Source organism: Streptomyces sp. NPDC001502 (genome assembly GCF_042894785.1).
Lineage (GTDB): Bacteria > Actinomycetota > Actinomycetes > Streptomycetales > Streptomycetaceae > Streptomyces > Streptomyces kutzneri.
The window spans coordinates 459,874-485,729 of sequence record NZ_JBIAVW010000002.1 but is presented as its reverse complement, the minus strand read 5'-3'; the positions used below and the strand labels follow the sequence as shown (position 1 = coordinate 485,729).

The window sequence follows — 25,856 nt, the reverse complement described above, 5'->3', positions numbered from 1 at the left end:
CGTCAGCGGCTGTCTCCCGTCCAGTCCCAGCGGCCCGGGTCCCCCGCGCGGCGACGGTAGTGGGCGCGGCCGCCCGCTCCGTAGCGCCCTATCTCCGTGGGGAGCCTGGCCTCTTCGGCGAGCTGGGGCGCGCTCCAGCCGGTGATGTCCAGGAGGAGCCCGTCGAGCGGCCCGCCGACCAGCTCGCCGTACGTGTGTCCGGGGCGCGGTCCGGGGTCCGGGTCCTCGTGGTCGGCGCCGTAGACCCGACGCCGCAGCATCCTGTCGTCCATACCGCTCAGCTTCACAGCCACCACTGACAACGGGCCCGGCGGCCGCGGGCCGGTGCGGCGGCGATGATGGGGGCCGCCCTCCCGATCGGGGGAGGCGTACGAACGAGGAGCGACACGCATGGCACGTCGGGTGCACCAGCCACTGGAGGACCAGGAGTTCGACTTCATCCTCTCTATGACGACCGGGCCCGTTCTCGCGTACTTCTGCGGCACCTGGCCCAAGGCCGCCGAGGCGTGCCGCGCGATGGACGCCGTCGTCGGGGAACTGACCGAGGAGTACGGGACGCGGTTCACCGCAGTCCGCACCGACATGACCCGCTGCCCCGGGCCGACCAGGCGTTACGAGGTGACGGGCGCGCCGACCGCCGTGCTCATCAAGGACGGCGAGGCGGTCGCGAGCCAGGCGGGGCCGATGACGCGCGAGGAGTTCCGGACGTTCCTGGACGCCCACCTCTGAGGGTTCTGGGACTTCCGGCGCTTCTGGGGCCTCTGGCGCTTCCGGGGTTCCTGAGGTTCAGAGCAGGGCGACGGCCCGGCGTTCCAGGGCGAGGGAGCCGTCCACCAGGCCGGCGAGCTCGTCGAAGAGGGCGCGCCGCCCCGGGGCGTCCGTACCGGGGCCGGCCGTGCGCGCCAGTTCCGCGAGCCGGGACCAGTGGCCGGCCGAGTCGCGGAACAGAGCCGCCGCCTCCGGCCGTCCCGCGAGGTCGAGGAAGTCCGCATAGAGCGGGCGGGTGGCGCCGGGGGCGGTCCACTCCTCCTCCAGGCACGCGTACAGCCGCCGGGTCCCCGTGAGGAAGGCCTCCGGGGAGCCGAAGCGGCGCTCCCAGCCGGTCCGGGTGCGGACGTCGCGCAGCTGGGCGGCGAGCTTCTCCATCCCCGAGAAGCCGAAGTTGACGTCGAACCGGTTGCCCAGCACCGGGCCGGTGAGGCGGGCCGCGGTGGCGGCCACGGCCCCGTCGATGTCGGGGGCGCCGGCGGCGGGTCCGGTGGGTACGAGCATCCGGTGCCGGCCCTTGCGATGGCCGGTCCAGGCCTCGCCGAACTCCCGCTCCGCGATCCGGTACGCGGCCGGGGCCCCGTCCTCGACGTACAGGCTGTCGCCCTCGTACCCGGCGAGGACCACGGTGTACGGATCGGCGCCGCCCATCTCGTCCGGGGCACCGCCGTGCCAGGGGAGCCGGGACCGGTCGACCGAGCAGAACACCGGCCGTCCGGCGTCGAGGGCGGTGTGTACGCGGTCCCAGCGGGGCCGCGAGCTGTGGGTGACCTCGTAGGGGACGCGGAGCCGGTCGAGGGCGGCCTCCACCCAGGGGTCGGGGTGGGCTTGCGCGACGATCGTCGGCAGGGGCGGGTGCCCGGCGTACTCGAAGACGAAGTACATGAATCCGATCCCGCCCGCGAGGCCCGCGACCAGTTCCTCCTCGTGCACGCTGCCGAGCGCGTGCCGGACGAGGGAGCTCTCACGGTGCCGCCCGGTGCCGAAGTCCGCGTAGAGGAGTCCGGTGGGCTTCGGCCGGGGTGACTGCTCGGTCATCGGGCCAGCGTAGCCGCGGGGTCCGACAGCCGGACTTCCTGTACAGTTGTCCAGGAAATACCGACTGGTATACCGCCCCGTACATCGACCTGAGAAGTGGAGGCGGCCATGCACACGGTCGCATCGATCCTGATCGGCCTCGTGGCCGCGCTGCACGTGTACTTCATGGTCCTGGAGATGTTCCTGTGGCAGCGGCCCCCGGGCCGCGCGCTGTCCGGCTTCGACGCGGACACCGCCCGCCTCACCGCACCGCTCGCCGCCAACCAGGGGCTCTACAACGGCTTCCTCGCCGCCGGACTGGTCTGGTCGCTCGTGATCGACTCGCTCGCCACCCAGATCTTCTTCCTCGTCTGCGTGATCGTCGCCGGGATCTACGGGGCCGCGACCGCCAACCGCCGGATCCTCGTGGCCCAGGCCCTGCCCGGCGCCCTCGCCCTCGGCGCGGCGCTCCTGGCCGCGTGAGCCCCGAAGACCCGCGTGCGGAGGACCCGCGGACGGCCCGGACGAAGGGGCGGCTGCGCGAAAGCCTGCTGGCCGAGTGCGCCGACCGGCCGCTCGCCGAGGTCAGCGTCTCGGCGGTGGTCCGCCGGGCCGGCGTCGGCCGCGCCACCTTCTACCTGCACTACGAGGACCTCACCGCGCTCGCCGTGGACGCCTGCGCGGACGTGGTGCACGCGGCGGTCGACGCCCTGCACGCCTGGCAGACCGGCCCGTCGCCGCTCCCCCCGGCCCGGCCGCCCGCCGCACTGGCCGACTTCCTGGCGGATGCGGCCGACCGGGCGCCGCTGTACCGGACCCTGCTCCTCCCGGGCGGCGGCGGCCCGCTCGGGAGGCGCCTGCACCGGGAGCTGCGCGCCCGGGCCCGCGCGGAACGGGCGGCGGTGGGCGCCCCGCACCCCGAGCTGGTCGCGTCGGCGGTCGCGGCCGCGTTCACCGGCGTCCTCGCGGACTGGCTGCACGAGGACATCCGGGCGGATCCGGAGGCACTGGCGGACCACCTGTGGCGGCTGCTCCTGGCCCTCCACCGAGCGATCGGGCCCGACGGCGGACCGAAGGCGGACCCGACCCGGTAGCGGGGCCGCCCGGACCCGGTGGCCGGCCGCCCGGACCCGGTGGCCGGCCGCCCGGAACGCGCGAAGCCCCGACGGGCGGACCGGCGGGGCTTCGCGTCACGGGCTCGGCCCGCGAAGTGGACTACCTGAGGGGAACCACCTTCTCAGCCTGCGGACCCTTGGGGCCCTGGGAGACGGAGTACTCGACGCGCGCGTTCTCCTCCAGCGACTTGAACCCGGTGGTCTCGATCGCGGAGAAGTGCACGAACACGTCGGGGCCGCCGTCGTCCTGCTGGATGAAGCCGAACCCCTTCTCCGAGTTGAACCACTTCACGATGCCTGTTGCCATCTGGCTGATCCTTCACAACGTTCCACTGCGGGCCGCACACGCGGCCGTCTCGATCCTGCCCAACGGTCCGCCGGAGCACACGCTGAACGCGGCCAACCGGGGCGCGGCGCACATTCGAACTTCCGGTCGCCTTGTCCGCGAAAAGAGGGATCGGCCCCGTGCGAAGCCCTTCGAGAGGCGCCCGGGGCGGGCCGCCGCGGCCGGACCCGGGCGCCGGTCACGCGCCGCTGTCCGCAGCGGGCAGCGATGCGGCGGATCGAGGACGGGGGGCCGCCGCGAGGGCTCGCCGCGGCCCGCCGACGCGGCAGCCGAGGCAGTCGGCATGCCCCGCGTGGGCACGGGTGTCCCGGGTGCGCCAGTCCCAGTCGGCCTCCGGCCGGGGTCCGCTCGGCTTGCCCCACCCGGCGAGGTGCAGCAGCCAGGTGACGATCCCGGCCGCGGCGACGACGCCGAGACCGATCCAGATCCCGGGGGTCCAGGCCGCGCACACGGCACCGCCCGCCCCCGCGAAGCCCAGCAGGGCCAGGGTGGTTCCGGTCCAGCCGGCCACCGTGTGGCCGAGGTCTACGTGGCCGTGCGCGCTCATGGTTCTCCCTGGTCGGACCGACGGCAGTACGCTCGGAAGCGGGAAGCTTATTTCGCGAGGTAAGCATCTCACTAACTAAGTAACTTAGATCCTAAGGAGTCTTTGGGTGCAGGGCAAGACCCGCCCCCCGGCCACGGCCGGCGAGGCGATTTCGCGCATGGACCAGTACGTCGCCCTGGGCATCGTCGGCCAGCAGGAGGTGGCGCAGCTGCTCGGGCTCAACGTCACCGATCTGACCTGCCTGGGCCACATCCTGGGCGCCGGGGACACCCCGCTCGCCGCCGGTGACCTCGCCGGACTGCTGGATCTGACCACCGGAGCCGTCACAGGGGTGCTCAACCGCCTCGAACGCGCCGGATACGCACGGCGCGTCCCCGACCCGGCCGACCGGCGCCGGGTCCGGGTGATGGCCGACCCCACGGCCGCCGCGCGGGTCGTCGCCGTGTACCAGCCGATGTACGACCGGCTGGCCACCCTCTTCGCCGACTACACCCCCGACGAGATCGCCGTGATCGCCGACTGGTTCGGCCGTGCGGCGGTCGAGATCCGCGCGCACTGTGCGCAGGTGCGGTCCGGGGAACTGACCGCCGAGGGGGCTTAGGCCCCGCTGGTACCATGGGCGGTTGACCATCTACTTCTTTTCCCCTCCTTACTCTCTGTTTCGAAAGGTCCTGCATGAGGAACCCGTCAGCTCATGGGCGCTTCGGTGTGAAGGGCGGTGCCAAGGCCGGTGCCCGGACCCCCGCCAAGGCCCCCCGGACCCTCGGCCCGCAGGGTGAGTTCACGATGCACGCGCCGAAGGAGCCGGCGCTGGCGCCGGTGGAGTCCTTCGCCGAGCTCGACCTGCCCCTTGAGCTGGTGGAGACCATGGCCTCGCTGGCCGTGACGGAGCCGTTCCCGATCCAGGCCGCGACGCTCCCGAACGCGCTGGCCGGCCGGGACGTCCTCGGCCGCGGCCGGACCGGCTCGGGCAAGACCCTCGCCTTCGGCCTGGCGCTGCTGGCCCGTACGGCGGGGCAGCAGGCGGACCCGAAGCGCCCGCTGGCGCTCGTCCTCGTACCGACGCGCGAGCTGGCGCAGCAGGTGACCGAGGCGCTGGAGCCGTACGCCGCGGCTCTGAAGCTGCGCATGGCCACCGTGGTCGGCGGGCTGTCCATCGGCCGCCAGGTGAGCTCCCTGCGCACCGGCGCGGAGGTCGTGGTGGCCACCCCCGGGCGGCTCAGCGACCTGGTGGGGCGGCGGGACGTACACCTGGAGCGCGTGAAGATCACCGTGCTCGACGAGGCCGACCAGATGTGTGACATGGGCTTCATGCCGCAGGTCACCGAGATCCTGGACCAGGTGCACCACGCGGGACAGCGGATGCTGTTCTCGGCGACCCTGGACCGCAATGTCGACCAGCTGGTCCGGAAGTACCTGAAGGACCCGGTCTCGCACTCCGTCGACCCGCAGGCGGGCGCGGTGTCCACGATGGACCACCACGTGCTGCACATCCACGCGGCCGACAAGGTCTCGGCGGCGACCGAGATCGCGGCCCGGGACAACCGGGTGCTGATGTTCCTCGACACCAAGCACGGGGTCGACCAGTTCGTGAAGCACCTGCGGGCCATGGGCGTGCGGGCGGAGGGCCTGCACAGCGGCAAGTCACAGCCGCAGCGCACCCGGACCCTGGCGCAGTTCAAGAGCGGGGCCGTCACCGTCCTGGTCGCGACGAACGTCGCCGCGCGCGGCATCCACATCGACGACCTCGACCTCGTGGTCAACGTCGACCCGCCCGCCGACCACAAGGACTACCTGCACCGCGGTGGCCGCACCGCGCGCGCCGGCGAGTCCGGCCGCGTCGTCACCCTCGTCACCCCGAACCAGCGCCGGGACATGGTCCGCCTGCTCTCCGACGCCCGGATCCGGCCGACGATCACGCAGGTGCGCTCCGGGGAGGCGGCACTGACCCGCATCACCGGCGCCAGGGCCCCCTCCGGGGTCCCGCTGGCGGGCTCCGCGCCGACCGACGCCAAGGGCAAGCCCTCGGGCTCGGACCTGGCCTTCCGCGGCATGGGTACCCGCCCGGGCCGGGGCAAGGAATCCCGCAAGACGATCGAAGCCCGCCAGCAGGCCGAGGCCCGCCGGGCGGCCCGGGTGCGCCGGGGCGCCTGACACGCGTACGCCGCACCACACCCCCGGACCGGTTCCGGTCCGGGGGTGTGGTGCGTCAGCCCTTTCGGTGTCAGCCCTTTCGGTGTCAGCCCCTGCGGCGGCGGTTCCGGGCCACGATCGCGCGGGTGACCACGGGCGGGAGCAGGTCCTTGGCCAGCTTGCGCCAGCGGACGCCGGGCCTGCGCGCGGCGGCGGGAGCGGGGACCGGCGCCGGCTCCGGTTCCGGCTGCGGCGCGGGGTGCAGCGGCTGCGGGGACACGGGCGCGACCACGCCCTGGTCCGCAATGCGTACCAGGGGGCGGCCGTCGATCACCTCCACGCCGTGCCAGAGGTCCGTGCGCTCCTCCAGCCACGCGAGCAGCGCCGTCTGGTGGGGCTCCGGGTCGCCCCAGGTCGCGTAGAGCTTCGAGGGCGAGATGCATATGGGGTGCAGTTCTCCCGTGACCACCGCGGTCCAGACGGCGGCCGCGACGCCGGGGGTGTGCTCGGAGCGGTAGTCGTCGAAGGCCACCACGGCATCCGGGGCCGCGACGATACGCGAGGACGCGAGGTCCGTGGCGACGTGCTCGTAGAGGTGCGAGGCGTCGATGTGCACGAACCGGCAGCTCGCCGGCTTGACCTCGTCGGCGACGACCGAGGTGGGGGCCTGGATCAGCGTCGGCAGCGCCTCGTGGAAGGCCAGGTAGTTCGTCTCGAAGCCGCGCCGCGTGAGCGTGGGGTAGGACTCCCGGTTCTCGGCGATGTTGAAGTCGTCCGTCGCGGGCGAGTCGAAGAGGTCGCAGACGGTGAATTCCTCACCGGGCCTGAGGTACCGGCCGAGAAAGATCGCGCTCTTCCCCATGAAGGCGCCGAGCTCCAGCAGGTCGCCCGGCTGCCCCTCGTCGCTGTTCTGACGCGTCAGGAACCAGTCGAAGAGCGCCTGGTCGTACGCCGAGAACCAGCCTTTGACCTCGTCGTACGTGGTGGGGACGAGCGGGGCCTGCTCACCGTCAGGGGTCGTGACGGAAGCTTGTGAAACGTGCGACACGGAGAGTCATCCTCCAGCGAAGTGGCATCGGTCTTCACGCTGATACCCGGCCGGGTAACGGCACCCTAAACCCTGAATGGGCGTGTGACGAGTGGTGAGCGGGATTGGCCGGTGATTCCTGCGCGGCCTGTACGGCGTACCCGTGCGGTCCGCTTGGACCGCGGTCCGGCGGCGCAGCCGCTCGATGGCGGCGGTGGCGCCGGTGGCGGCGGTGCTCGGCGGCGTGGCGCCGCCGGAAACGGTTCTCTCCCTTGTCGGGCGGCAGCTCCAGCAGTTCTTCCGGCGGCTGGAAACCGGAGCGGCGGTAGAGGGCTGCCGCGATCCGACGGCCAGACGATCAGACGATCAGGGTGTCGAATCCGGCGCTGCGTGCGTGCAGTTCGAGCGCCTTGAGGAGCGCCGAGCCGCTCCCGGATCCACTGCTCGGCCCCTTTCTGGGGCCGCGCCGGAGCCGGCGGCTGCCCTTCGTGGTCCTCCAGCTTGAACATCCGGCGCAGTTCCGCCAGTTGGCGCGCACCGGCGGATCGGCCCGGTCACCCGAGGGGCTTCCCGTCGGGCTCGTCCTCGTCGACGACGCCGCGCCACCTGCGGTCGTCGTCGGCGCTCCGGCGGATGCGCAGCTGCCGCCGCTCGTCCAGCGCGGCGAGAGCCGGATGGAACTCCGTACGGACCCGGTCCCCCAGCGGGTCCTCGCATGCCGTGCGCGCGCGGACCGCCCGGCCCGCGCCCTCGGCGAACCAGAGCGCCGCCAGGCACCCGGCGGCCACCACGGCGGCGAGCCACCCCAGGACGCCGTGCGGGCGGACCAGCACCAGCAGCACGCCCACCACGATCCAGAAGTACGCCATCAGGATGATGCCCACGCAGCCGCAACAGGACGCCGTCCACCCGCCCTCCTCCGGATCCAGCGGAATCCGCGGGATCCGGGGCAACAGGGCGTCCCATGCGCTCGCGTACGCGCTGCGCCGCGCCTGGAACTCCGTGTCGTACCGGTCGATCCAGCCGATCGACACCGGCTCGGGATCGTAGCGGCGTACGGCTTCCAGCAGGGCGGCGGGCAACGGGTGGGCCGGTGGTGTCCGGCCGGGCTCGCGGCCCTCCTCGGTCAGGCGGGCCGCCCCGGCCCCGTCGATGTCGAGGTACCCACCGAGCAGCAGCTCGGCAGCCGCCGCCTCGACCCCCTCGGACCTCAACGAGGCGGCGTGGCAGGACTCAAGGCCCAGGGCGGCGACCAGCCCGAGGATCGCGCGCCGCATCCGCGCCCGACACCACCACCGCAGGCCGATGACCGCGTACACGGCGGCGGCCACGTGAACGCGGATACGGCGACGACGAGTTGGAGCACGTCCCGAGGCTACGTCCGCGAACGCCGGGGCGGACACGTGGTTTCCGGCACCCCGCTCGGGTCGGCCCCGATGCGCACGGTGGCCGGGTCAGACCGGTTCCTCGACCAGCCCGAAGCCTTCAGGGAACTCCCGCAGGAAGTCACGGCGCGCGGGATCGTCCTCTTCCCTGGCCATCTTCCCGAGCAGATCGAGGAACTCGCCGCGCTGGTCGCCCGACAGCCGGCTCATCACGTGGCCCACCCACTCCAGCATTCTGACGGCGTCGTCCTGATCCATCTGCTCGTCGTCGCAGCCCTCGATGAAGCGCAGAACATCGACCAGGGCCTCCGTCAGAGCACGGGTCAGCGACGGGTACACGGGCATGGATACGGCCTCCCACCAGGCGGATTGCAGCAGTGCGGCCATCTCACCACACCCCACCGACAGGGCCCCTGTCCGGGCGCGGGCCATGGACAGGGGGGAAGCGGCAGTGTTCCGCCGCCGGTTCAGACCGCGGTGCTGCGGCGCAGACGGTCGGCGGCCGCGTTGCGGACGCGGCGGGTGCGGGCGTCGGTGGCCAGCAGGGTCAGGGCCTCGTACGAGGTCAGCAGGCGGGCGGCGGTGCGCTGGCACCAGTCGGAGGCCGCGGTGAGCTCCTCGGCGGACCAGGGCTCGCCGCGGGTGACGGCCTTGAGCAGGATCCACTCCCGCAGCCGGCGCTCGGGGAAGGCCCGGCCGGCGAGGGCGGCGGACATGGCCCGGGCCCAGGCGGGGAACTCCTCGTCGGCGAGCAGCTGTACGGCTCGCCGGTCGAGGTGGGTGACCACCGCGCTCTCGGCCATCACCCGGTCGGGATCGCGCAGCACCTCGGCCACGACTTCCGCCTCGCTCTGCGCGCCCGGGCCCGGCGCCGCGGCCAGGGACTCCAGGTGGCGGGCGTAGCGCCAGTGCTCGGGGGGCTCGTCGGCATCGGGGCCGTTCATCGGGTCCCGCGCCGGTATGCCTGTGGCGGGCCGCTGCTGGTCGTTTCCTCTCCCCATGGCACCCATTCCACACGATCTCCCCGAGCGGCCGGTCGTCAGGGTGCCGTCAGGGCTTGTTCAGGGGTGCGGGGCCAGCATCAGGGCCTCCGCACCGACCGGTCGGTAGCCCGCGGCCTGGAAGGCCCGGATGCTGCGCGCGTTGCCGGTGGCCTGCTGGGACCAGACCGGCTGCCCGTCGGGGACGAGGTGGCGGGCGGCGCGGGCCAGCTCCCGGCCCAGTCCTCGGTGGCGCACGCCCTCGTCGACCTCGACCGCCGCCTCCCAGCGTCCCGCGACGCCGCGGCCGAGGACGAGGACTCCCCCGGCCGCCGACCAGACCCGTACGTCGTCACGGCGGCGCAGGGCTCTGCGGACGCGGGGGTGGTCGGGGTCGGTCGTCTCCACGAGCTCCAGTGCCGGTGCGCCGGGCAGCGGGCCGGCGACGGTGAGCAGGTCGATCGTGTCGGTGCCGCGTCCCGTGCGGTCGAGCAGGGCGGCCAGGAACCGGGGGTTCATGGTGGCGGCCAGCGCGTCGCAGTCGAGGGCGGCGAGGGTGGTGTGGACCCAGTCCGGGTCCTGGTCGGTGAACACCACGGAGTGCGCGGTGAAGGCGATGACGCCCGCGTCGCGCCGGTGTTCTTGCGGGACCACGGTCGTGCGGCCGTCAGGTGGCGGGAACCGCCCCTCGGCCGCCGCGTCCAGGATCTCCGTCAGCGTCCGTCCCATGACCGTCAGACCTGCTCGAAGTGGAAGGACTTGATGAAACAGTCGCGGGGCTGGCCGATCGCGAAGAAGACGCAGTCCACCAGCGACTGCGAGGTGAGCGGGTCCTTCGCCGTGCGCGGCGCCCCCTCCCAGGACTGCGACAGCGGGTCGTGGTTGTCGAAGTCGGGCGGGTAGAGGGAGATGACGCGGACGCCCTGGTCTCGCAGCCTGCGGGAGAGGATCTCGGTGAAACCGGCCTGGGCGCTCTTGGCGGCGTAGAAGGCCGCGTGCGCGTCGGACCGGTGGTGGCCGGTCTCCCCGCAGCCGGAGACCATGGTGACGATGTCCGGCTTGGCCGACTTCAGGAGCAGCGGGAGAAAGGCCCTGGTGGCCAGGACGGTGCCGGTGGCGCCGGAGGCGAGGGTGTCGGTCACGTCCTCGTCGGAGGCGGACAGCAGGTCCGTGCCGTGCTGGTAGCGGGAGCCGTTGTTGACGAGCACGTCTATGTGGTCGGTGCGGGCGGCGACCGCGGCGGCGAACTCCCGTACGGACGCGGGATCGGTGAGATCGCAGGCGTAGGCGTGGACACGGTCCGCGTCGTGGCCCTGGGCGCGGATCTCCTCGCGGACGCGTTCGGCGGCTTCGAGGGTGCGGGCGGAGAGGTGGACCTCGGCGCCCCCGCTCGCGAAACGGAGGGCGAGGGTGCGCCCGAAGTCGCGTCCGGCGGCGGTGACGACGACGCGGTGGTGCTCCAGTGTCATGTCTGCGCTCCTGATTCGTGGTCTGTACACATGATCTCAGGTGCGGTGCGGGGCAAGCCGGTCGGGCCGGGGGAACAGCGGAGAGCCGGGCCGTTCGGGGCGACCGGGGGCGCGGACACGGACGCGTACCGGCTCTCCGCGCGACGCCTCAGACCTCGCCCTCCTCCTGCTCGGCCTCCGGCAGCGGGGCCCCGGTCTCCAGCAGGGTCTTGAGGCTGGACGCGAGCATCGGCCAGGCCCGTGCGCACATGCCGATCAGCGTTCCGCCGGGTTCGAAGTCCTCGTGCAGGATGGTCAGCCGGGCGAGGGTGTCTCCGACGGGCTCGATCTCGTACGTCACCTTCGTACGGCGCTCCTTCGCCAGTTCGGCCCGCAGTTCCTCGCCGATCCCGACCGAGGCCGCCCACTGCGGGGTGAAGGTGTGCCAGGTGTAGGAGAGCAGGCGGTCCGGGACGCAGCCGAGGACCACCTGTTCGGGGTCACTGGTACGGGCCCCTCGCTCGACCCAGTCCATCGGCGAGCCCACCGCCCAGTCGGTCTCGAAGCTCAGGCCCCAGTACCGGCGGGTGAAGGCGGGCTCGGTGAGGGCCTGCCAGACCCTGTCGGGGTCGGCCTGGATGTACAGGGTGTAGGTGATCGCGCTGTCGCTCATGGCCCCATGCTGCGGGACCGCGGACCGAGGACGCCGGATTTCCCGATCATGGCGGTGGCCGCGGGGCGGGGCCGTGCGCCCGCCCGCGCCGCCCCGGCCCGCGGTCACTCCACGTGGAAGGCGAGCCCGCACAGCCCGAGGCCGGAGCGCGCCGCGGCCCGCCAGGCACGCAGCGGGCCGTCCAGGACGCTCTCGCGGAGCTCGGTGTCCAGCCAGACCTGCCGCTGCGCCCGCTCCCGCTCCCCGGGAGCGAATCCGAGAGCCCGCTCCACCGCGGGCAGCGCCGCGCGCACCTCGGCGGCGCTCAGCACGAAGTTGCCGCACCAGCCGGGCAGCAGGGCCGCGCGCTCGGGGCCGACGGCGTGGAACAGCGCGCTGACCGGATACGCCTTGCGCTGCACGGACACGAACATCAGCTCTTGGTCCGGCTGCCGGTCCCAGATGTCGTCCACGAACGCGAACTCGCACAGGTCGTCGACGTGGCGGCCGGGGCGGGTCAGGTCCTGGAAGGAGCGGATCGCCTCGTCCTCGGCCGGGGTGCCGGTCCACCAGGTGCGGTGGTCCGGGAGCGGGGCGCGCTGCCAGGCCGCCCAGCGGCGGCGGGCCCGCGGGCACGTGCGGTCGGCCTCGATGGCCGCCGCCGTCCGCGGCGCGAGGTCCGCGATCACGGAGTCCTCGTGGCAGCTGATCGACCAGGCGCTGGTGAATCCCATGCCGTCGACCGTAGGAGGCGCCACCGACATCTCAGCGGAGCGCGGCCTCCCCGGGGAGTTCCGTGGGCGGGGTGCGGGCGGGGACGGGGAGGCCGAGACGGGTGCGGGCGGCGCGGACCGCCGCGAGTTCGTCGTCGCCGGCCCGCCCCCAGTCGCTCAGTTCGCGGACCTGTTCGGGCGTGGCCAGCAGGCGTGCGTACTCCGGGTCCGCTCCCGCGGGGAGGCCGGTGAGGCGGGCCGTGGTGCGGGCGTGGACGCCCTGCTCGCCGTGCCGGTAGCCGAGCGGGACGGCGTCCTCGGCGGTCGCGGCCGTCGGGGGCGGGAGGTGGGCGGCGCCGGTGGCCCGGGAGATCAGCAGCAGGACCCGGCCGTCGGGGGCGAACAGCCAGGCCGACAGGTCCCGCACGGGCAGCCGCTCCGGGACCGGACCCGGGTGCCAGGCACCGTGCTGCGGGATCCGCCGGGTGCGCAGGACCCCGAGCCGGTCGAGGGCGGTCGGCGCGGTGGGGCGGCCGTCCTCCAGCAGGGCGGTGCCGGAGCCGTTGACGCGGGCGCGCAGGGCGGACAGTGCGCGGCGGGCGTCGCCGGGATCCATCAGGGCGGGCAGGTCGGCCGGTTCGGCGAAGTGGATGCCGGTGATCTCCTGGGCCGGGAGGCGGACGGCCTCGATCCGGTCGGGGGTCCAGGTGCCGCCGTCGTAGACGTGCAGGATCTCGCCGGGGAAGCGCATCTCGGGCGGGAAGCCGGGGGTGTCGGCCGGGATCCAGTCCACGGCGAGCCCGCGCGGGTAGCGGCCGTCGACGCCGAGCTCCTCGCGCAGCTCGCGGGCGGCCGCCGCGGACGGTGCCTCGCCGGCGTCCACGGCCCCGCCGGGGAGCAGCCGGTCGGCGCGGTAGTCGACGCTCTGGACGAGGATCCGGCCGCGGGTGTCGGTGACGAGGACGACGGCCGCGGTCCACACGGCGGCCCGCGAGGCCCCGTACTCCGCCGGGGTCATCCAGGTCCCCGTCCGCTCCCGCTCGTGTTCCTCGATCGCGCTCTGGTCGGTCAGCTGCGGCATCGGACTCCGTTCACCGTGGGTGGACCTGCCGGCCTGTGCAACAGCGGGCACGGCTCCCGGGTTACGGCGATCCGCCCGCCCTCGGCGACCCGTCCGCCCCCGCACCGGCACCCCCGCGCCTTTGCCACCCCTATACCTCCTTATTACTTGGTTATGTACTCCCTGGTACGTTCCGGATGCGGACTGGCGGCGTGAAAGCCGCCGGTCCGACCAGTCTTCGCGCACCGCACGCACCGCACGCACGGCGCGCACCGCACGCACGCCCGAGCCGCCCGAACCGCCCGGACCCAGGAGAGACCCACACATGCGACGCGCCTCCCCCACGGGCACCGGCACCCCGGCGGACCCCGCGTGAGGGGCCTCGGCGCGGGGGCGGCGGCCCCGGCCGGGGGGTCCGGCGGCCGGCTGGCCGGGGTCGACGCCGTACGCGGCCTGGCCGTCCTCGGCATGTTCGCCGTGCACGTGGGCCCCAGCCCGGAGCCGGAGGGCGCCGGCTACCTCCTCGTCGCGGCCGACGGACGCGCACCGGCCCTCTTCACCCTGCTCGCCGGCTTCTCCCTGGTCCTCGCCCAGCGCGGGCTGGACCCGGCGCAGCGCCCGCAGGGCTGGGCTGGGCGCTGGCGCCCCCTGCTGATCCGCTGCGCGCTGCTGGCCGTACTCGGCGTGTGGCTGGCCTCCCTCTGGCCCGGGATCCTGGTCATCCTGGCCTTCTTCGCCGTGTACTTCCTGGCTGCCGAGCCCTTCACGCGGCTGTCCACCCCGGTGCTCACCGCCGTGGCGGGCGCTTCGGTGGTGGCGGGCCCGCTGCTGTCGTTCCTGCTGGGCCCGGTGTTCGGTTACGAGGCGTCGGGGCGCGGACTGGTCCCCGAGGCCGCGGACCTGGCCAGTTGGTCCGGGCTGGGCGCGGTGCTGCTGGAGCTGCTGCTCACCGGGGCCTATCCGCTGGCCACCTACTTCCCGTACGTGCTGGCCGGGATGGCGCTCGCCCGGCTGTGCGACGTGCGGGAGCGGCCGGTGGCCCGGCGGATGGCGGTGTGGGGCACGGTGGCCGCCCTCGCCGGATACGGCTCCGCATGGCTCGCGAGCCATGTGTTCGGCGCCCGGCAGCGGTTGCTGGAGGCGATCGCCGTGCACCATCCGGAGGCCCTTACCGCGGCCGATCCCGTCCGGGAGGTGCTGCAGGGTCAGTACGGAGCCGTGCCCAGCACCTCCTGGTACTGGCTGCTGGTGGCCGATCCCTACAGCCAGACCCCGCTGGAGACCCTGGGCAACGCGGGCGTGGGCTGCGCTCTCATCGGCCTGTGCGCGCTCGCCGCGCGGCACGGGGTGGGCGCGCGGCTGCTGCGGCCGCTCACGCTGCTCGGGGCGATGGCGCTGAGCGCGTACGTCGTCCACGCGCTGGTGCTGGCCGGTCCGGCGCACGGCGCCGCGTCCTGGTCCGCCTGGCTGGCCTTCAGCGGCGCGGCCCTGGCCCTGACCTGGGCCTGGCAGCGGATCTGGGCCGAGAGCCCGCTGCGCCGGGGCCCGGTGGAACACCTGCTCCGGCTGGCCACGCGGGGGCGTAGCCGGGCCTGAGCGCGCGCCGTCACCCGTCCGTGTGACGGGTTCGGCTCGCGCGGCGCCGGTACGGCAGGCTGGGCGGATGCAGCTGCGTCTCGCCCTGCCCCTGACCCTTGCCGCGCTCGTGACGGCCACCGGGTGCGTGACGGTGCACCCCGCCGCTCCGCCGGACGCCCAGCGGCAGGCGCACGGGGCGGCGGCCCGTACGCAAGGCCCGCAACCGACGCCCCTCGCACTGCCGTTGAGCCCCCTCCCGACCTCGCCCGAACCCGCCTCCCCCGCGCCGCCCGCACCGCCCGCACCACCCGCTCCGCGCCTGGTCCCGGAGGCCGGGCCGGCACCGGTACCGGTACCGGCCGCTGCCGAGCGGCCGCGTCGCCCGCGCCGGGCCGACGCGAAGCCTCCGCGCCCCCGGCGGCCCGCCGGGCAGGCGAAGCCCGCGGCCCCGGCGAAGCCCCGCAAGCGGCCGCCGACGGTGGCGGCCAAGCCCCGGCCGGAGCCGCAGGGTTCGTACGACATGGCCTCCCTGTGCGAGGCGGCCAAGGGCACCGTTCATCCGTCCATCGTCGCCCTCTGTCACTGAGGGCGGCGGGTGCCCGGGGGCATCCGGGCCGGCTCCGGGCTCGGGTCATGTCGGGGCGGCCCACGGCGATACCCTCGGAGCCGCGGAACGGACGACACGGGGAGCCAAGAGCATGTACGACGCGGGGCCGTCGGCGGTGGATGCCGTGCGGGCGCTGAAGGAGCTGGCGCGGGAACGGCCGGACGAGCTGGAGCTGTTCGAGGGCTTCACGGACGCGGAGCTGGACGGCTGGGCCGTGGCGGTGCCCGAGGAGGTGCGGGGCGTCCTGCGGGAGATCGGCGGCCTGGAGACCGAGGACCACGAGTACCGCTTCGGGCCGCGCGGCCGCGAGGTGTTCGCGGACGGCTGCTGGACCCTGGGTGAGACGGATTTCGGCGAGGGGTCGCTGATCGTGGGGGTCGGGGCCGCCGGCTGGGGGCCCGTCGTGGCCGTCAACCCGTGGGGAGCCGACCCCGATGTCACCGTCGAGGCACCGGACTTCACCGCCTGGCTCGCCGGGTTCGCCGAGCGGATCGCGGACGGGGTGGTGGACCGGCCGAGGGGGAAGTTCTCCGTACCGGCCGCCTCCACCGTCGAACTCGCCGAGGGAGGCGAGGGAGATGAGGGGGATGAGGCGGGCGAGGGGCCCGACCGCGAGCTCGCCGCGCTCGTCGGACGCGGCGACCCGCTCACCGATCTCGTCGACCTGCACCGCCTGCCGGGCTATCCGTGCGCCGTGGACTGGGAACCGTACTTCTCCACCTTCCACAACACGGCCGACACCGGAAGCAGCGAGGTCCAGTTCCAGATCGTCGGTGAGGGCCGGGCCCTCCTGCTGCGCAGCGTGGTCAGCGGCGACTTCCTCGGCCGGGCCGTGCGCCGCCACCGCGTGCCGGCCGATGCCGCCCGGCGTGCCGTGGCCGAGCTGCGGGACCTGGCCGACGGCTGCCCCGGCTTCGTCGTGCTCGACGCGGGCTGCGCCGACTCCGTCATGGACGGCTGGGCGGTCCCGGTCCCCGAGGAGGTCCGGACCGTGCTCCGGGAGATCGGCGGGGTGGCGATCGCGGGGCTTGCGGCGCTGCGGCTGCTGCCCGGGGCGCCCGAGCACGCGGTGGACCCCGAGCTGCACCGCATGCTGGGCGGCGACGGTTCGTACTGGCCGCTCGCCCGGATCAGCCACGGGCGCGGCCACGCCCTCGCGCAGGTCCGCATCGACCCGGCGACCGGCCGGTGGGGGTACGTCGTATCCGTGCCCGGCGACGGCGAGAGCCTGCGGGAGTACCCGGAGCTGGCCCTGCTCGCCGAGTCGCTGCCGGACCTGCTGCTGACTCTCGCACGGCTGGCCCGGCGGGCCGCGGCGGGCCCCGACTTCGCCGCGCGGATGGCCCGGGACACCCGGTGGCTGTTCCCCAACACCGGGGAGCCGTGGCCGCGGCCCGCCCCGGTCGGCGAGTGGGCCGGTTCGGCGGACCCGCTGCTCGCGGCGGCCACCGAGCTGCCGGACGGGACGCACGCCGCCGACCTGCGGGCCGTGCCGATCCCGAGCGACCTGTGCTTCTACCGGGCGGCCGGCTGGCCGTACGCGGCCCGGCTGGAGCGGCTGCACTTCGCGGCGGCCGGCCAACTGGCCGCCGCGGTGCCGGTGTCTGCGCCCGCGCCTGTGCCGGTCTCGGGCTGACGGCCGCGCGGCCCCCGGGGACCGGTTCATCCGACCGGCCCCGGCCCGCCTGCCCGGGTGTGGCGGGCGGGTTCGCTTGGATGGGCCGGGCCGGGCCCGACCGGAGCCCCGTACAGCCCTCCACCCCCAGGGAGTCGCCATGACGAAGATCGTCCTCTTCGGCGCGACCGGCACCGTCGGATCCCGGGTGCTGCGCGAAGCACTCAGACGCGGCCACGAGGTCACGGCCGTCGTCCGCGATCCGGCGAAGCTCCCGGACCCGGTGAGCCGGGCCGGGGCCGAGGCCGGGGCTCTCGTGGTTCAGGTGGTGCGCGGCGATGTCCTCGATCCGGCGTCGGTGGCCGCGGCGGTGGCCGGGCACGATGTGGTGGTCAGCGCCTTCGGCCCCGGCCGCGGGGACCCGGCCGCCCTCGTGACCGCCGCGAAGTCGCTGATCGGCGGGGTACGGTCGCTCGGTGCGAACGTTCCCGCGCCGCGGGTGGTCATCGTCGGCGGGGCGGGCTCGCTGCGGACCCCCGGCGGCCCGCTGGTCCTGGACGAGGCCGGTGTCCCGGCGGCCGTCCTGGCGGTGATGCACGCCCACGGCGAGGTCCTGGACTTCCTGCGCACGGTGCCCGTGGAGCAGGTGCGCTGGACCTGTCTGAGCCCGCCCGAGCACATCACGCCGGGCGAGCGTACGGGCACGTACCGGCTGGGCCTCGACGGCCTGGTGGTCGACGAGGAGGGCCGGAGCCGGATCTCGACGGAGGACTTCGCCGTCGCCCTGGTCGACGAGATCGAGCGCGACGCGCACGCGGGCCGGCGGTTCACCGTCGCCCACTGAGCGGCCGGGAAGGCGTGCGGTGGGCGTGCGGTGGGCGTGCGGAAAGGCTTATTGGGTGGATGCGTCCGGTCGGGTTACCTACTGTGACGGGGCACCCGATGTCGAGCAGGAGCGGATCATGCGCATCCACTATCCCCGTACGCCGCACCTCCCCTGGTCCCCCGGGGCGGCGGCGGATGATGTCCGGGCGCTCGGACTGGCGGGGTTGGCCGGGCACGAGGTCGTGGTGACGGAGAAGCTCGACGGGGAGAACACCACCCTGTACGCGGACGGCCTGCACGCACGCTCGCTCGACTCGGCGCACCACCCCTCGCGGGCGTGGGTCAAGGGCCTCCAGGGCCGCATCGGCCCCGGGATCCCGGCCGGGTGGCGGGTGTGTGGGGAGAACCTCTACGCCCGGCATTCGATCCCGTACGAGGACCTGGACAGCTGGTTCTACGGGTTCTCGGTGTGGGACGGGGAGCACTGCCTGGACTGGGACCGGACCGTACGGTTCCTGCGTGGCCTGGGCGTGCCCACCCCGCGCGTGCTGTGGCGGGGCACCTTCGACGAGCGCGCGCTGCGCAGGCTGAAGCTCGACACGGCGCGCCAGGAGGGGTACGTCGTACGGACGGCGGCCGGCTTCGCGCGCGAGGACTTCGGTCGGTGCGTGGCCAAGTGGGTGCGGGGCGGCCATGTGCAGACGAGTACGCACTGGATGTTCGCGCAGGTCGTGCCGAACGGGCTCGGGCCGACAGCCCCGTTGTGGGCGGTGCGCTCGGGGGCCGAGGCCGATGTGCCCGGGCTGTCCGCCGCCCTCGGGATGAGCGGGACCGACGCCACCGACGCCACCGGAGCCGCCGACGCGGACGAGGTCGCCGAGGTCGCGGCGCGGATCGACGGGGCGGGGCGGACCGGGGAGGACCGGCTGGCCGGTGTCCTGGCGGCCGTGCTCCGCCGTGAGCCGCGGGCCCGGATCGCGGCCCGGATCGCGGCGGGCCCGGGCGGGATGGAGCTCGCGCGGCGGGTCGCCGACCTGGTGGGGCTGTACCCGTACCTGCAGCGGCCGTTCCCGGACGAGGACCGGCGGGCCGGGCTGGTCCGGATGGCCGCGGCGGCCGATCTCGGTGTGCTGCACGCACTCGCCGGGGGGCTGGCGGACGGGTCGGCGGCGCGGGAGTGCGCGGAGTGGTCCGCGCTGTGCGCCGAGGAGGCGGGGCTGCTCGGCCCGGATCCGCTGGAGGCACTGCGGGCCGGGCTCGGCGAGGCGCTCGCCGGGCTGGGCGCGGAGGCCGCGGACCGCTGCTGGGCGGAGGCCCGGCGCGCGTTCGCGCAGGGCAGGATCTCGGGTTCCGCGGTGGAGGAAGCCGTGGCGGCGACGTGGCAGTGGCGCGAGGGAACGTTTCCCCGGTTGGTGCAGCTGTGCGGGCCCTCGGGCAGCGGGAAGAGCACCTTCGGCCGCGAACTGCCCGGTGTGGACGCGTACATCAGTCTTGACGATCTGCGCACGGCCAGGGGTTCCCGTGCGGACCAAGGGGCCAACGCCGAGGTGTTGAGCGAGGGCCTGGACCGGCTCGACGCGGCCCTGGCCCGCGGCGGGACGGTGGTGTGGGACGCCACCTCGCTCACCGGCCAGCAGCGGGGCCTGGCGGGCTCGGTCGCACGGCGCCGTGACGCGCTGGTCACCCACGCCGTGGTGCTGGTGGAGGAGGCGGAGCTGGTGCGGCGCAACGGCGTGCGCCCGCATCCGGTGCCGCCGCAGGTGCTCACCTCGCAGGTGCGCCGGTTCAGCCCGCCGTACGCCGGTCAGGCGCACCGGACGTGGTACATCGGTGCGGCCGGGGTCGTCGAGGACACGGCGGGCGGCCTTACGGCCGGACGCGCGGACGCCCGACAGGCACAGGGACAGGGACTGGGACGGGGACAGCACTGATGCGTACCAGCGAGGAGCTCTACCACCGGGTCCGCTGGGACTCCCGGTTCGATCCGGCGCGGTTCGTGCTCGGACTGCTCCAGCGCGGGGCCGCGCCGAAGCGGGTCCCGCTGCCCTCCTTCGTGCCCGGCGGCGACATCCCCTGGCACCGGGTGCTGTTCGTCGAGGCGGACGGTGAGCTGGTGTGGGACCGCGCCACGGGCGTGGACCGCATCGATGTCACCGCGGCGGGCCGGGTCCGCGATCCGCGGCTGCTGCGAGCCCCGTTCTTCACCGCCCGGACCCCGCACGCATGGGATCCGGCCGGCGGCGGCGCCTGGCGGCCCGCCGAGCCGGTGCCCGGGGGCGGCACGGCCTCCGCCGTGTCCTCGGTGCGGCTGCTGACCTGGAACACGCTCTGGGACCGGTACGACGCCCCGCGCATCTCCACCGCCCGGCGCAGGCCGCTGCTGCTGGCCGATCTCGCGGCCGCCGACGCCGATGTCATCGCGCTGCAGGAGGTCGAACCCGAGCTGCTCGGCATGCTGCTGGCGGCGCCGTGGGTGCGGGCCTCGTACACCCTCGGTACGGATCCGGGCGGCCGGGACGTCGCCGAGTGCGGGCTCCTGGTGCTCAGCCGGCTTCCGGTGCGGGAGGCGGGGATGCACCTGCTCCGCGCGCACAAGGCGGTCACCGCCGTCACCGTGGACACCGCGGCCGGCCCCCTGGTCGTCGCGAACACCCACCTGACCAGCGACCACACCGAGAACGGCGACGTCCGGCGGGTCGCCGAACTGACCCGGCTCGCCGAGGGGCTGGGCGGCATCGAGGCGGGGGTGGCGCTGCTGGGCGACTTCAACGACGGCCGCCACGGCGTCGAGGGTCCCGCGGCCGCGCTCGGCATGCGGGACGCCTGGAGCGACGTCCACGGAGCGGCGGACGACACGCCGACCTTCGACCCGGTGGCCAATCCGCTGGCCGCGGTGGGCTCCCTGTCGGGCCGGCCGGGCCGGCTGGACCGGATCCTGCTGCGGTCCACGACGGCGCGGGTGGCCCGGGCCGCGCTGCGCGGCGACGCACCGGCCCCGGAGGGGCTGTTCATCTCCGACCACTTCGGTGTGGAGGCGACGGTGGAGTTCGGGGAACGGGACGGCGCGCCCGCGCGCCTCGGCGTACCGGCGACGGCGCGGACGGCGGTGGCATGGCTTCCGCCGCCCCTGCCGGAGGCGGTACGGGAGCTGCGCCACGCGCTCGACCCGCAGGCCGGGCGCTGGCCCGCGCACGTGAACCTGCTCTTCGGCTTCGTGCCGGAGTCCTCCTTCGCCGAGGCGGCACCGATCCTGGCAGAGGTGGCCGCCGCGACCGGGCCGTTTCCCGTCCGGCTGGAGGGTGTGCACAGCTTCGGACACCGTGAGGACGCCACCGTCTGGCTGGACCCGGCGGCGGCCGGTGAGGCGCCGTGGCAGGAGCTCCGGCGCGCGCTGGCGGAGCGGTTCCCGGGCTGCCGGGGGCGTACGGGTGACCACCACGGCTACACCCCGCATCTGACGCTGGGGCGCAGTCAGGACCCGCAACGCGCGGTCGCGTCCTTCGCGGCGCGGCTCGGCGGCCCGCTGGCCGCGCGGGTCGGGGAACTGGCCGTGCTCTCGCGGCGCGGGGACGGGCCGATGCGGGTCCGGGCGACGGTGGCACTGGGGACGGGCGAGGTCCGCTGGGAGCCGGAGACGGGGACGGATCCGGAGACGGAGACGGAGACGGAGACGGCAACGGAGACGGAAACGGCGGACCGGACCGGGCCAGGGCCAAGGCGGCCCTTGCGGCCAAGGCCCGTGATCCGGGAGGAGGACGCCGAGTCGGTCACCGCGCGCGTCCGGGCCGCCCTCGGCGACGCGCAGGTGCACCTGGCCGGATCGCGCCGCATGGGCTGTGCGCTTCCGGAGTCGGACCTGGACCTGGTGGCGGTGCTGCCGGGTCCGGCCGATGTGGCCCTCGTACGGGACCGGGTGGCGGCGGCGCTGCCCGAGGCGGGGCGGCTGCGTGAGGTGGCGGGGGCACGGGTGCCGGGGCTGCGGTTCCGCGTCGGCGGGCTGTCGGTGGATCTGGTCACGGTGGCCACCGACGGGCCGGCTCCGGCGCACGCGGTGGCACGGCGGGCCGAGCTGGGCGAGGCGGCCGCGCTCGCGCTGAGCGCGGTCAGCGACGCCGATGCCGTACGGGAACGGGTGGGGGCGGATCGGCAGGCCGCGTTCGCCGGGCTGGCGCGGCAGGTGAAGGCGTGGGCCCGGGCCCGGGGGCTGGACTCTGCGCCGTTCGGCGGGCTGCCGGGGCTGGCCTGGGCGGTTCTCGCGGCGCGCACGGTGGAGGAGGCCGGGGCGCTGTCGCCCGATGCCCTGCTGCGCGAGTTCTTCGGCAGCTGGGCCGCCTGGGACTGGCGTGTGCCCGTGTCGCTGTCGGCGGCGGGCCCGGACGAGGCGGAGGAGGGGCCGGACGCGGTCACGGTCCTCACCCCCTCGGAGCCGGTGCGCAGCTGCACGGCCCAGGTCGGGCCGGGCCTGCGCGACCTGCTGGTCCAGGAGTTGTACACGGCCTGGGAGCTGCTGGAGTCCGGCCCCGCGGACCGCGGGTGGGCCCCGGGGCCGCCGCCGCTGCACCGTCGGCACGCCGCCTGGGCGGTGGTGACCGTACGGACGGCCTCCGAGGGCGGGTTCGAGGAGACCCTGGGCCGGGTGCGGGGGCGGCTGCGGGCTCTGCTCGGCGCGCTGGAGGAGGCCGGTGTGACGGACGCGCACGCCTGGCCCCGCCCCTTCGCGTCGGGTCCGGCCCTGGCCCGCTACGCGATCGGCCTCGGCGCCGCTCCCCCGGACGCGGCGCGCCTGGCCGCCCTGGCCGGCCCCTGGCGGACCGGCCTGCCGGGGGTCGAGGTCTCGTGGGCGGCCGGCGGCGAGGTGCCGGACCTGGTGTGAGGGCGAGGGGAGAGGGGTGACGGAGAGGTGTCGGGGGGTCGTACGCCGCGTGGGTCAGATCTCGATGATGATCTTCCCTGCCGTGTGCCCGCCCTGGCTCAGCTCGAAGGCGGCCGCCAGCTCGCCCAGCGGGAAGGTCGTGGCGACCGGCACCTTCAGCTTTCCGCTGTCGGCGAGCCGGCCCAGTTCGGCCAGATCGCTGCCGACCGGGCGGACCCACATCCACTCGCCGCCCGCCCCGAGCACACTGGGGTCGGCGATGGAGGCGTGCCGGCCGTCGTCGTGGAGCACCTCCCGGGTGACGGCGCCGACGCCGCCGACGAAGTCCGCGACGACCGTGGGCCCGTCGGGTACGAGGGCCCGTACGCGCGCGGCGAGTCCGTCCCCGTACTCGATGGGTTCGGCGCCGAGTTCGCGTACCCGGTCGTGATTGCGCGGGGAGGCGGTGCCGATGACCCGGGCGCCCAGTGCGCGGGCGATCTGCACGCCGAAGGAGCCGACCCCGCCCGCCGCGCCGTGGATGAGGACGGTGTCGTCCTTGCCGGTGCCGAGGCGGGTGAGCAGCTGGTAGGCGGTGAGCCCGGCGAGCGGGAGTCCGGCGGCCTCGGCCCAGTCGAGCGAGGAGGGCTTGTGCGCGAGGGCGCGGACGGGCACGGTGACGAACTCGGCGAAGGTCCCGCCGTGCACGTAGTCCTTGCGGGCGTACGCGATGACCTCGTCGCCCTCGGCGTATTCGGGGGTGTCGATGCCGACCCGCTCGACGGTGCCGGACACGTCCCAGCCGGGGACCACCGGGTAGACGACGTCCATCAGGGGGTCCAGCCCGCCCGCCATGATCTTCCAGTCGACCGGGTTCACGGCGGCGCACTTGACCCTGACGAGGACCTCACCGGGTCCGAGCTTGGGCATCGGCAGCCGGGTCTCGGAGAGCACCTCCGTCCCGCCGTACGTCTCGTACGCCATCGCCCGCATGGTTTCCTGGCTGCTGCCGCCCGACTGGGACATGTACCCGACCTCTCCGTGTGCTGGTGGAACCCGCCCCCGGCCCATCCCACCATGCACGAAGCGCCCGCCCCACGAAGCGGGGCGGGCGCGGCGCGGCGCGGCAGGGCGCGAGGGGGCTCACTCGTACTCGGTGCCGCCCTTGCGGGTCAGGTACGCCGGGCTGACCGCCTTGGCGATGGCGCGGCCGCCCACGACCGGGCTGTACCGTTCCGCCGACGGCCGGATGACGACGCCCTCGCGCAGGTGCGCGGCCTTCCCCGAGACGGTCTCGCGGCCGGTCGCCAGCTCCAGCACCTTGTCGAGGTCGTACGGGCCCTCGTACAGCCGCGGTACCAGCGGAAGCTCACCGTCCGTCAGTACGGCGGCCGGGTCCAGCCAGCGCGTCTGCCCGTCGATCTCGGCGGAGACGTCGAAGACGGCGTATCCGGGTGGCGTGTCGGCGGTGCGGACGTCGGTCCCGTACGAGAGGTCCTGGACGCCCTTGCCGTACACCTCGCCGAAGATCCCGACCCTTGTCGCGCCGAGGCGGTCGGCCAGGGCCGCCGCGACGGCCGCCACGTCGTGCCCGTGTACGGCCCGCCAGTAGAGGTTGCGCTCGTCCTCCTTGAGCGCCAGCCCCTTCGAGCCGAACCCCTTGGAGGAGACGAAGGACCGCTCGCCCTCGACCACGTACGTGAACAGGCAGGCGGTGCCGTGGAGTTTCTCGGTGAGGACGACCGGCTCGCCGGGTTCGAAGATGTGCGGGTAGCGCTGGAGGTTCTCGATGTCGACCCACGGCATCAGGTCGGCGGCGGCTTCGACGTCACCGCTCATGGTCGTGGGTATGGGCGGGGCCCATTTGGTGATGCCGAGCAGTTCCGTGAAGTCCGTCCCCTCCTCGGCCGCCCGGGCCAGGTCCACGCCGGCGAGCGCGCGCGGCCTGCACACCAGCCCTTGCGAGAGTTCGCCGCGGAGCCGGACCGCCTTGACCCGGTCGGCAGAGCCGCCGGCGAGCCGTCCGGTGAGGCCGAGCTCTTCGATCAGATCCGCCGGAAGCACGGCCTGTTCGGGGATGTAGACCGCGAACTCGCCCGTGCGGTAGGCGCCCTTGGCGATGACGGCGCGGTAGAGGCCCACCTGGGCCAGTTCCAGCGCATCCGCGTTCGGGTGCTCATGGACGGTCAGTTCTTCGGCGGTGACGCGCAGGGTCGACATGGGACGGCTCCAACAGTGGTCAGGGACACGGACGACGCCCGGTGGTGCGGCGCGTCGGTGACGAACACTCTGCTTCCCGCCATTTCCGCTGGTCCAGCGAATATCACGGTGTTAGCCTGCCCGCCCCGCCCGTGCGCCCCGGCGCCCTTCGCTCCCCCGTTCGTTCCGCGTTTCACGTTCCGTGTTCCATGTCCCGCAGGAGGCACCCATGTCAGCTCGTCCGGTCACCGTCGTCACCGGCGGCAGCAGGGGCATCGGCGCGGCAACCTGTCTGCGGCTGGCCTCCGGCGGGCACGATCTGGTGCTCGGTTACACCCGCGACGCGGCGGCGGCCGAGGCCGTCGCCGAGCGGGTACGGGCCGCCGGGGCCCGCTGTGTGACCGTGCGCGGTGACATCTCCCAGGAGTGCGCCGTCGAGCGGCTCTTCGACATCGCCGGCGCCGAACTCGGCAGGGTGACGGGGCTGGTGAACAACGCCGGGGTGACCGGCCCGCTGGGGCGGCTCGCCGATGCCCGCACCGAGGACCTGCGGCGGGTCGTGGAGGTGAACCTCCTCGGGTACCTGCTGTGCTGCCGCCGGGCCGCCCGCGACATGGCGGAGGCCGACGGCGGGGCGATCGTGAACGTCTCCTCCACGGCCGCCACCCTCGGCAGCCCCGGGGAGTACGTGCACTACGCGGCGACCAAGGCTGCCGTCGACGCGCTCACCGTGGGGCTCGCCAAGGAGCTGGGCCCGGACGGGATCCGGGTCAACGCCGTGGCGCCGGGCATCATCGAGACCGACATGCACGCGGCGATGGGCGATCCCGACCGTCCGGCGAAGGCCGCGGCCGGGATCCCGCTCGGCAGGCCCGGCCGGCCCGACGAGATCGCCGGGGCGATCGCCTGGCTGCTCTCCGCGGACGCCTCGTACACGACGGGCACCGTGCTGCGGGTCTCCGGCGGCCGCTGATCCGCGTGGTCCGCGG

At 74.5% G+C, this 25,856-nt stretch carries 27 protein-coding genes; 12 read left to right on the top strand and 15 right to left on the bottom strand.

Features of this window, described 5'->3' with window-relative positions:
- Positions 1 to 2: 2 nt before the first annotated feature.
- Entirely contained in the window at positions 3 to 272 is a 270-nt protein-coding gene (locus ACFY0D_RS04620) for a hypothetical protein (protein WP_390796925.1), read from the bottom strand.
- Positions 273 to 390: 118 nt separating this feature from the next.
- Between ACFY0D_RS04620 and ACFY0D_RS04615 the strand changes: the two genes are divergently transcribed.
- On the top strand, positions 391 to 729 hold the full coding sequence (locus ACFY0D_RS04615) for a thioredoxin family protein (RefSeq protein WP_390796924.1): 339 nt from the start codon (positions 391 to 393) through the stop codon (positions 727 to 729).
- Positions 730 to 786: 57 nt separating this feature from the next.
- On the opposite strand, the gene ACFY0D_RS04610 is transcribed toward ACFY0D_RS04615, so the two are convergent.
- Positions 787 to 1,806: a BtrH N-terminal domain-containing protein gene (locus ACFY0D_RS04610; protein ID WP_390796923.1), complete on the bottom strand. Its 1,020-nt coding sequence runs from the start codon at positions 1,804 to 1,806 to the stop codon at positions 787 to 789.
- Positions 1,807 to 1,914: 108 nt separating this feature from the next.
- Here ACFY0D_RS04610 and ACFY0D_RS04605 point away from each other — a divergent pair, with 108 nt between their 5' ends.
- Together ACFY0D_RS04605 and ACFY0D_RS04600 are read left to right on the top strand one after the other, a co-directional pair.
- Positions 1,915 to 2,268 (top strand): DUF1304 domain-containing protein, encoded by a 354-nt coding sequence (locus ACFY0D_RS04605; RefSeq protein ID WP_189742572.1) that lies wholly within the window; start codon positions 1,915 to 1,917, stop codon positions 2,266 to 2,268.
- On the top strand, positions 2,265 to 2,879 hold the full coding sequence (locus tag ACFY0D_RS04600) for a TetR/AcrR family transcriptional regulator (protein ID WP_390796922.1): 615 nt from the start codon (positions 2,265 to 2,267) through the stop codon (positions 2,877 to 2,879). The genes ACFY0D_RS04605 and ACFY0D_RS04600 overlap by 4 nt, the downstream gene beginning before the upstream one ends.
- Positions 2,880 to 3,000: 121 nt before the next feature.
- Here the strand turns inward: ACFY0D_RS04600 and ACFY0D_RS04595 are convergent, their stop codons facing one another.
- Both ACFY0D_RS04595 and ACFY0D_RS04590 read right to left on the bottom strand, forming a co-directional pair.
- Positions 3,001 to 3,207: a cold-shock protein gene (locus ACFY0D_RS04595; protein WP_033213830.1), complete on the bottom strand. Its 207-nt coding sequence runs from the start codon at positions 3,205 to 3,207 to the stop codon at positions 3,001 to 3,003.
- Positions 3,208 to 3,424: 217 nt separating this feature from the next.
- A complete protein-coding gene (locus ACFY0D_RS04590) occupies positions 3,425 to 3,793 on the bottom strand; it encodes an HGxxPAAW family protein (protein WP_390796921.1) in 369 nt (122 codons plus the stop codon).
- A gap of 106 nt (positions 3,794 to 3,899) precedes the next feature.
- Between ACFY0D_RS04590 and ACFY0D_RS04585 the strand changes: the two genes are divergently transcribed.
- Together ACFY0D_RS04585 and ACFY0D_RS04580 are read left to right on the top strand one after the other, a co-directional pair.
- A complete protein-coding gene (locus ACFY0D_RS04585; protein WP_390796920.1) occupies positions 3,900 to 4,394 on the top strand; it encodes a MarR family winged helix-turn-helix transcriptional regulator in 495 nt (164 codons plus the stop codon).
- Between the two features lie 74 nt (positions 4,395 to 4,468).
- Positions 4,469 to 5,947 (top strand): DEAD/DEAH box helicase, encoded by a 1,479-nt coding sequence (locus tag ACFY0D_RS04580; protein ID WP_390796919.1) that lies wholly within the window; start codon positions 4,469 to 4,471, stop codon positions 5,945 to 5,947.
- A gap of 85 nt (positions 5,948 to 6,032) precedes the next feature.
- On the opposite strand, the gene ACFY0D_RS04575 is transcribed toward ACFY0D_RS04580, so the two are convergent.
- The 9 genes from ACFY0D_RS04575 to ACFY0D_RS04535 form a co-directional block, all read right to left on the bottom strand.
- Entirely contained in the window at positions 6,033 to 6,974 is a 942-nt protein-coding gene (locus ACFY0D_RS04575) for a class I SAM-dependent methyltransferase (RefSeq protein ID WP_390796918.1), read from the bottom strand.
- Between the two features lie 533 nt (positions 6,975 to 7,507).
- A complete protein-coding gene (locus tag ACFY0D_RS04570; RefSeq protein WP_390796917.1) occupies positions 7,508 to 8,284 on the bottom strand; it encodes a hypothetical protein in 777 nt (258 codons plus the stop codon).
- A gap of 123 nt (positions 8,285 to 8,407) precedes the next feature.
- Positions 8,408 to 8,725 carry a hypothetical protein gene (locus tag ACFY0D_RS04565; protein WP_390796916.1) on the bottom strand — a complete coding sequence of 106 codons (318 nt, stop codon included), beginning with the start codon at positions 8,723 to 8,725 and terminating at the stop codon, positions 8,408 to 8,410.
- An 80-nt stretch (positions 8,726 to 8,805) separates the two neighbouring features.
- Complete coding sequence (locus ACFY0D_RS04560) at positions 8,806 to 9,339, bottom strand: hypothetical protein (RefSeq protein WP_390796915.1); 534 nt, start codon at positions 9,337 to 9,339, stop codon at positions 8,806 to 8,808.
- A 60-nt stretch (positions 9,340 to 9,399) separates the two neighbouring features.
- Entirely contained in the window at positions 9,400 to 10,047 is a 648-nt protein-coding gene (locus tag ACFY0D_RS04555) for a GNAT family N-acetyltransferase (protein WP_390796914.1), read from the bottom strand.
- Between the two features lie 5 nt (positions 10,048 to 10,052).
- Positions 10,053 to 10,787: an SDR family oxidoreductase gene (locus tag ACFY0D_RS04550; RefSeq protein WP_390796913.1), complete on the bottom strand. Its 735-nt coding sequence runs from the start codon at positions 10,785 to 10,787 to the stop codon at positions 10,053 to 10,055.
- Positions 10,788 to 10,935: 148 nt separating this feature from the next.
- On the bottom strand, positions 10,936 to 11,439 hold the full coding sequence (locus tag ACFY0D_RS04545; protein ID WP_390796912.1) for an SRPBCC family protein: 504 nt from the start codon (positions 11,437 to 11,439) through the stop codon (positions 10,936 to 10,938).
- 104 nt (positions 11,440 to 11,543) lie between these two features.
- On the bottom strand, positions 11,544 to 12,152 hold the full coding sequence (locus ACFY0D_RS04540; RefSeq protein WP_390796911.1) for a hypothetical protein: 609 nt from the start codon (positions 12,150 to 12,152) through the stop codon (positions 11,544 to 11,546).
- Positions 12,153 to 12,183: 31 nt separating this feature from the next.
- Positions 12,184 to 13,212 (bottom strand): NUDIX domain-containing protein, encoded by a 1,029-nt coding sequence (locus ACFY0D_RS04535; RefSeq protein ID WP_390796910.1) that lies wholly within the window; start codon positions 13,210 to 13,212, stop codon positions 12,184 to 12,186.
- 351 nt (positions 13,213 to 13,563) lie between these two features.
- Between ACFY0D_RS04535 and ACFY0D_RS04530 the strand changes: the two genes are divergently transcribed.
- The 6 genes from ACFY0D_RS04530 (at position 13,564) to ACFY0D_RS04505 (ending at position 22,689) form a co-directional block, all read left to right on the top strand.
- On the top strand, positions 13,564 to 14,787 hold the full coding sequence (locus tag ACFY0D_RS04530) for a DUF418 domain-containing protein (RefSeq protein ID WP_390796909.1): 1,224 nt from the start codon (positions 13,564 to 13,566) through the stop codon (positions 14,785 to 14,787).
- A 67-nt stretch (positions 14,788 to 14,854) separates the two neighbouring features.
- Positions 14,855 to 15,355 (top strand): hypothetical protein, encoded by a 501-nt coding sequence (locus ACFY0D_RS04525; RefSeq protein ID WP_390796908.1) that lies wholly within the window; start codon positions 14,855 to 14,857, stop codon positions 15,353 to 15,355.
- Between the two features lie 112 nt (positions 15,356 to 15,467).
- Complete coding sequence (locus tag ACFY0D_RS04520) at positions 15,468 to 17,012, top strand: hypothetical protein (RefSeq protein ID WP_390796907.1); 1,545 nt, start codon at positions 15,468 to 15,470, stop codon at positions 17,010 to 17,012.
- A 139-nt stretch (positions 17,013 to 17,151) separates the two neighbouring features.
- The gene (locus ACFY0D_RS04515) at positions 17,152 to 17,835 is read left to right on the top strand and encodes an NAD(P)-dependent oxidoreductase (RefSeq protein WP_390796906.1); all 684 of its coding nucleotides are present in this window, start codon (positions 17,152 to 17,154) and stop codon (positions 17,833 to 17,835) included.
- A gap of 118 nt (positions 17,836 to 17,953) precedes the next feature.
- Positions 17,954 to 19,747: an RNA ligase family protein gene (locus ACFY0D_RS04510; protein WP_390796905.1), complete on the top strand. Its 1,794-nt coding sequence runs from the start codon at positions 17,954 to 17,956 to the stop codon at positions 19,745 to 19,747.
- Complete coding sequence (locus tag ACFY0D_RS04505; RefSeq protein WP_390796904.1) at positions 19,747 to 22,689, top strand: poly(A) polymerase; 2,943 nt, start codon at positions 19,747 to 19,749, stop codon at positions 22,687 to 22,689. The genes ACFY0D_RS04510 and ACFY0D_RS04505 overlap by 1 nt, the downstream gene beginning before the upstream one ends.
- 54 nt (positions 22,690 to 22,743) lie before the next feature.
- On the opposite strand, the gene ACFY0D_RS04500 is transcribed toward ACFY0D_RS04505, so the two are convergent.
- Together ACFY0D_RS04500 and ACFY0D_RS04495 are read right to left on the bottom strand one after the other, a co-directional pair.
- Positions 22,744 to 23,661 (bottom strand): NADP-dependent oxidoreductase, encoded by a 918-nt coding sequence (locus ACFY0D_RS04500; RefSeq protein ID WP_390796994.1) that lies wholly within the window; start codon positions 23,659 to 23,661, stop codon positions 22,744 to 22,746.
- Between the two features lie 150 nt (positions 23,662 to 23,811).
- Positions 23,812 to 24,888, bottom strand: a complete 1,077-nt coding sequence (locus ACFY0D_RS04495) for an RNA ligase (ATP) (protein ID WP_390796903.1) — start codon at positions 24,886 to 24,888, stop codon at positions 23,812 to 23,814.
- A gap of 208 nt (positions 24,889 to 25,096) precedes the next feature.
- Here ACFY0D_RS04495 and ACFY0D_RS04490 point away from each other — a divergent pair, with 208 nt between their 5' ends.
- Positions 25,097 to 25,840 (top strand): SDR family NAD(P)-dependent oxidoreductase, encoded by a 744-nt coding sequence (locus tag ACFY0D_RS04490; RefSeq protein ID WP_390796902.1) that lies wholly within the window; start codon positions 25,097 to 25,099, stop codon positions 25,838 to 25,840.
- Positions 25,841 to 25,856: the final 16 nt, after the last annotated feature.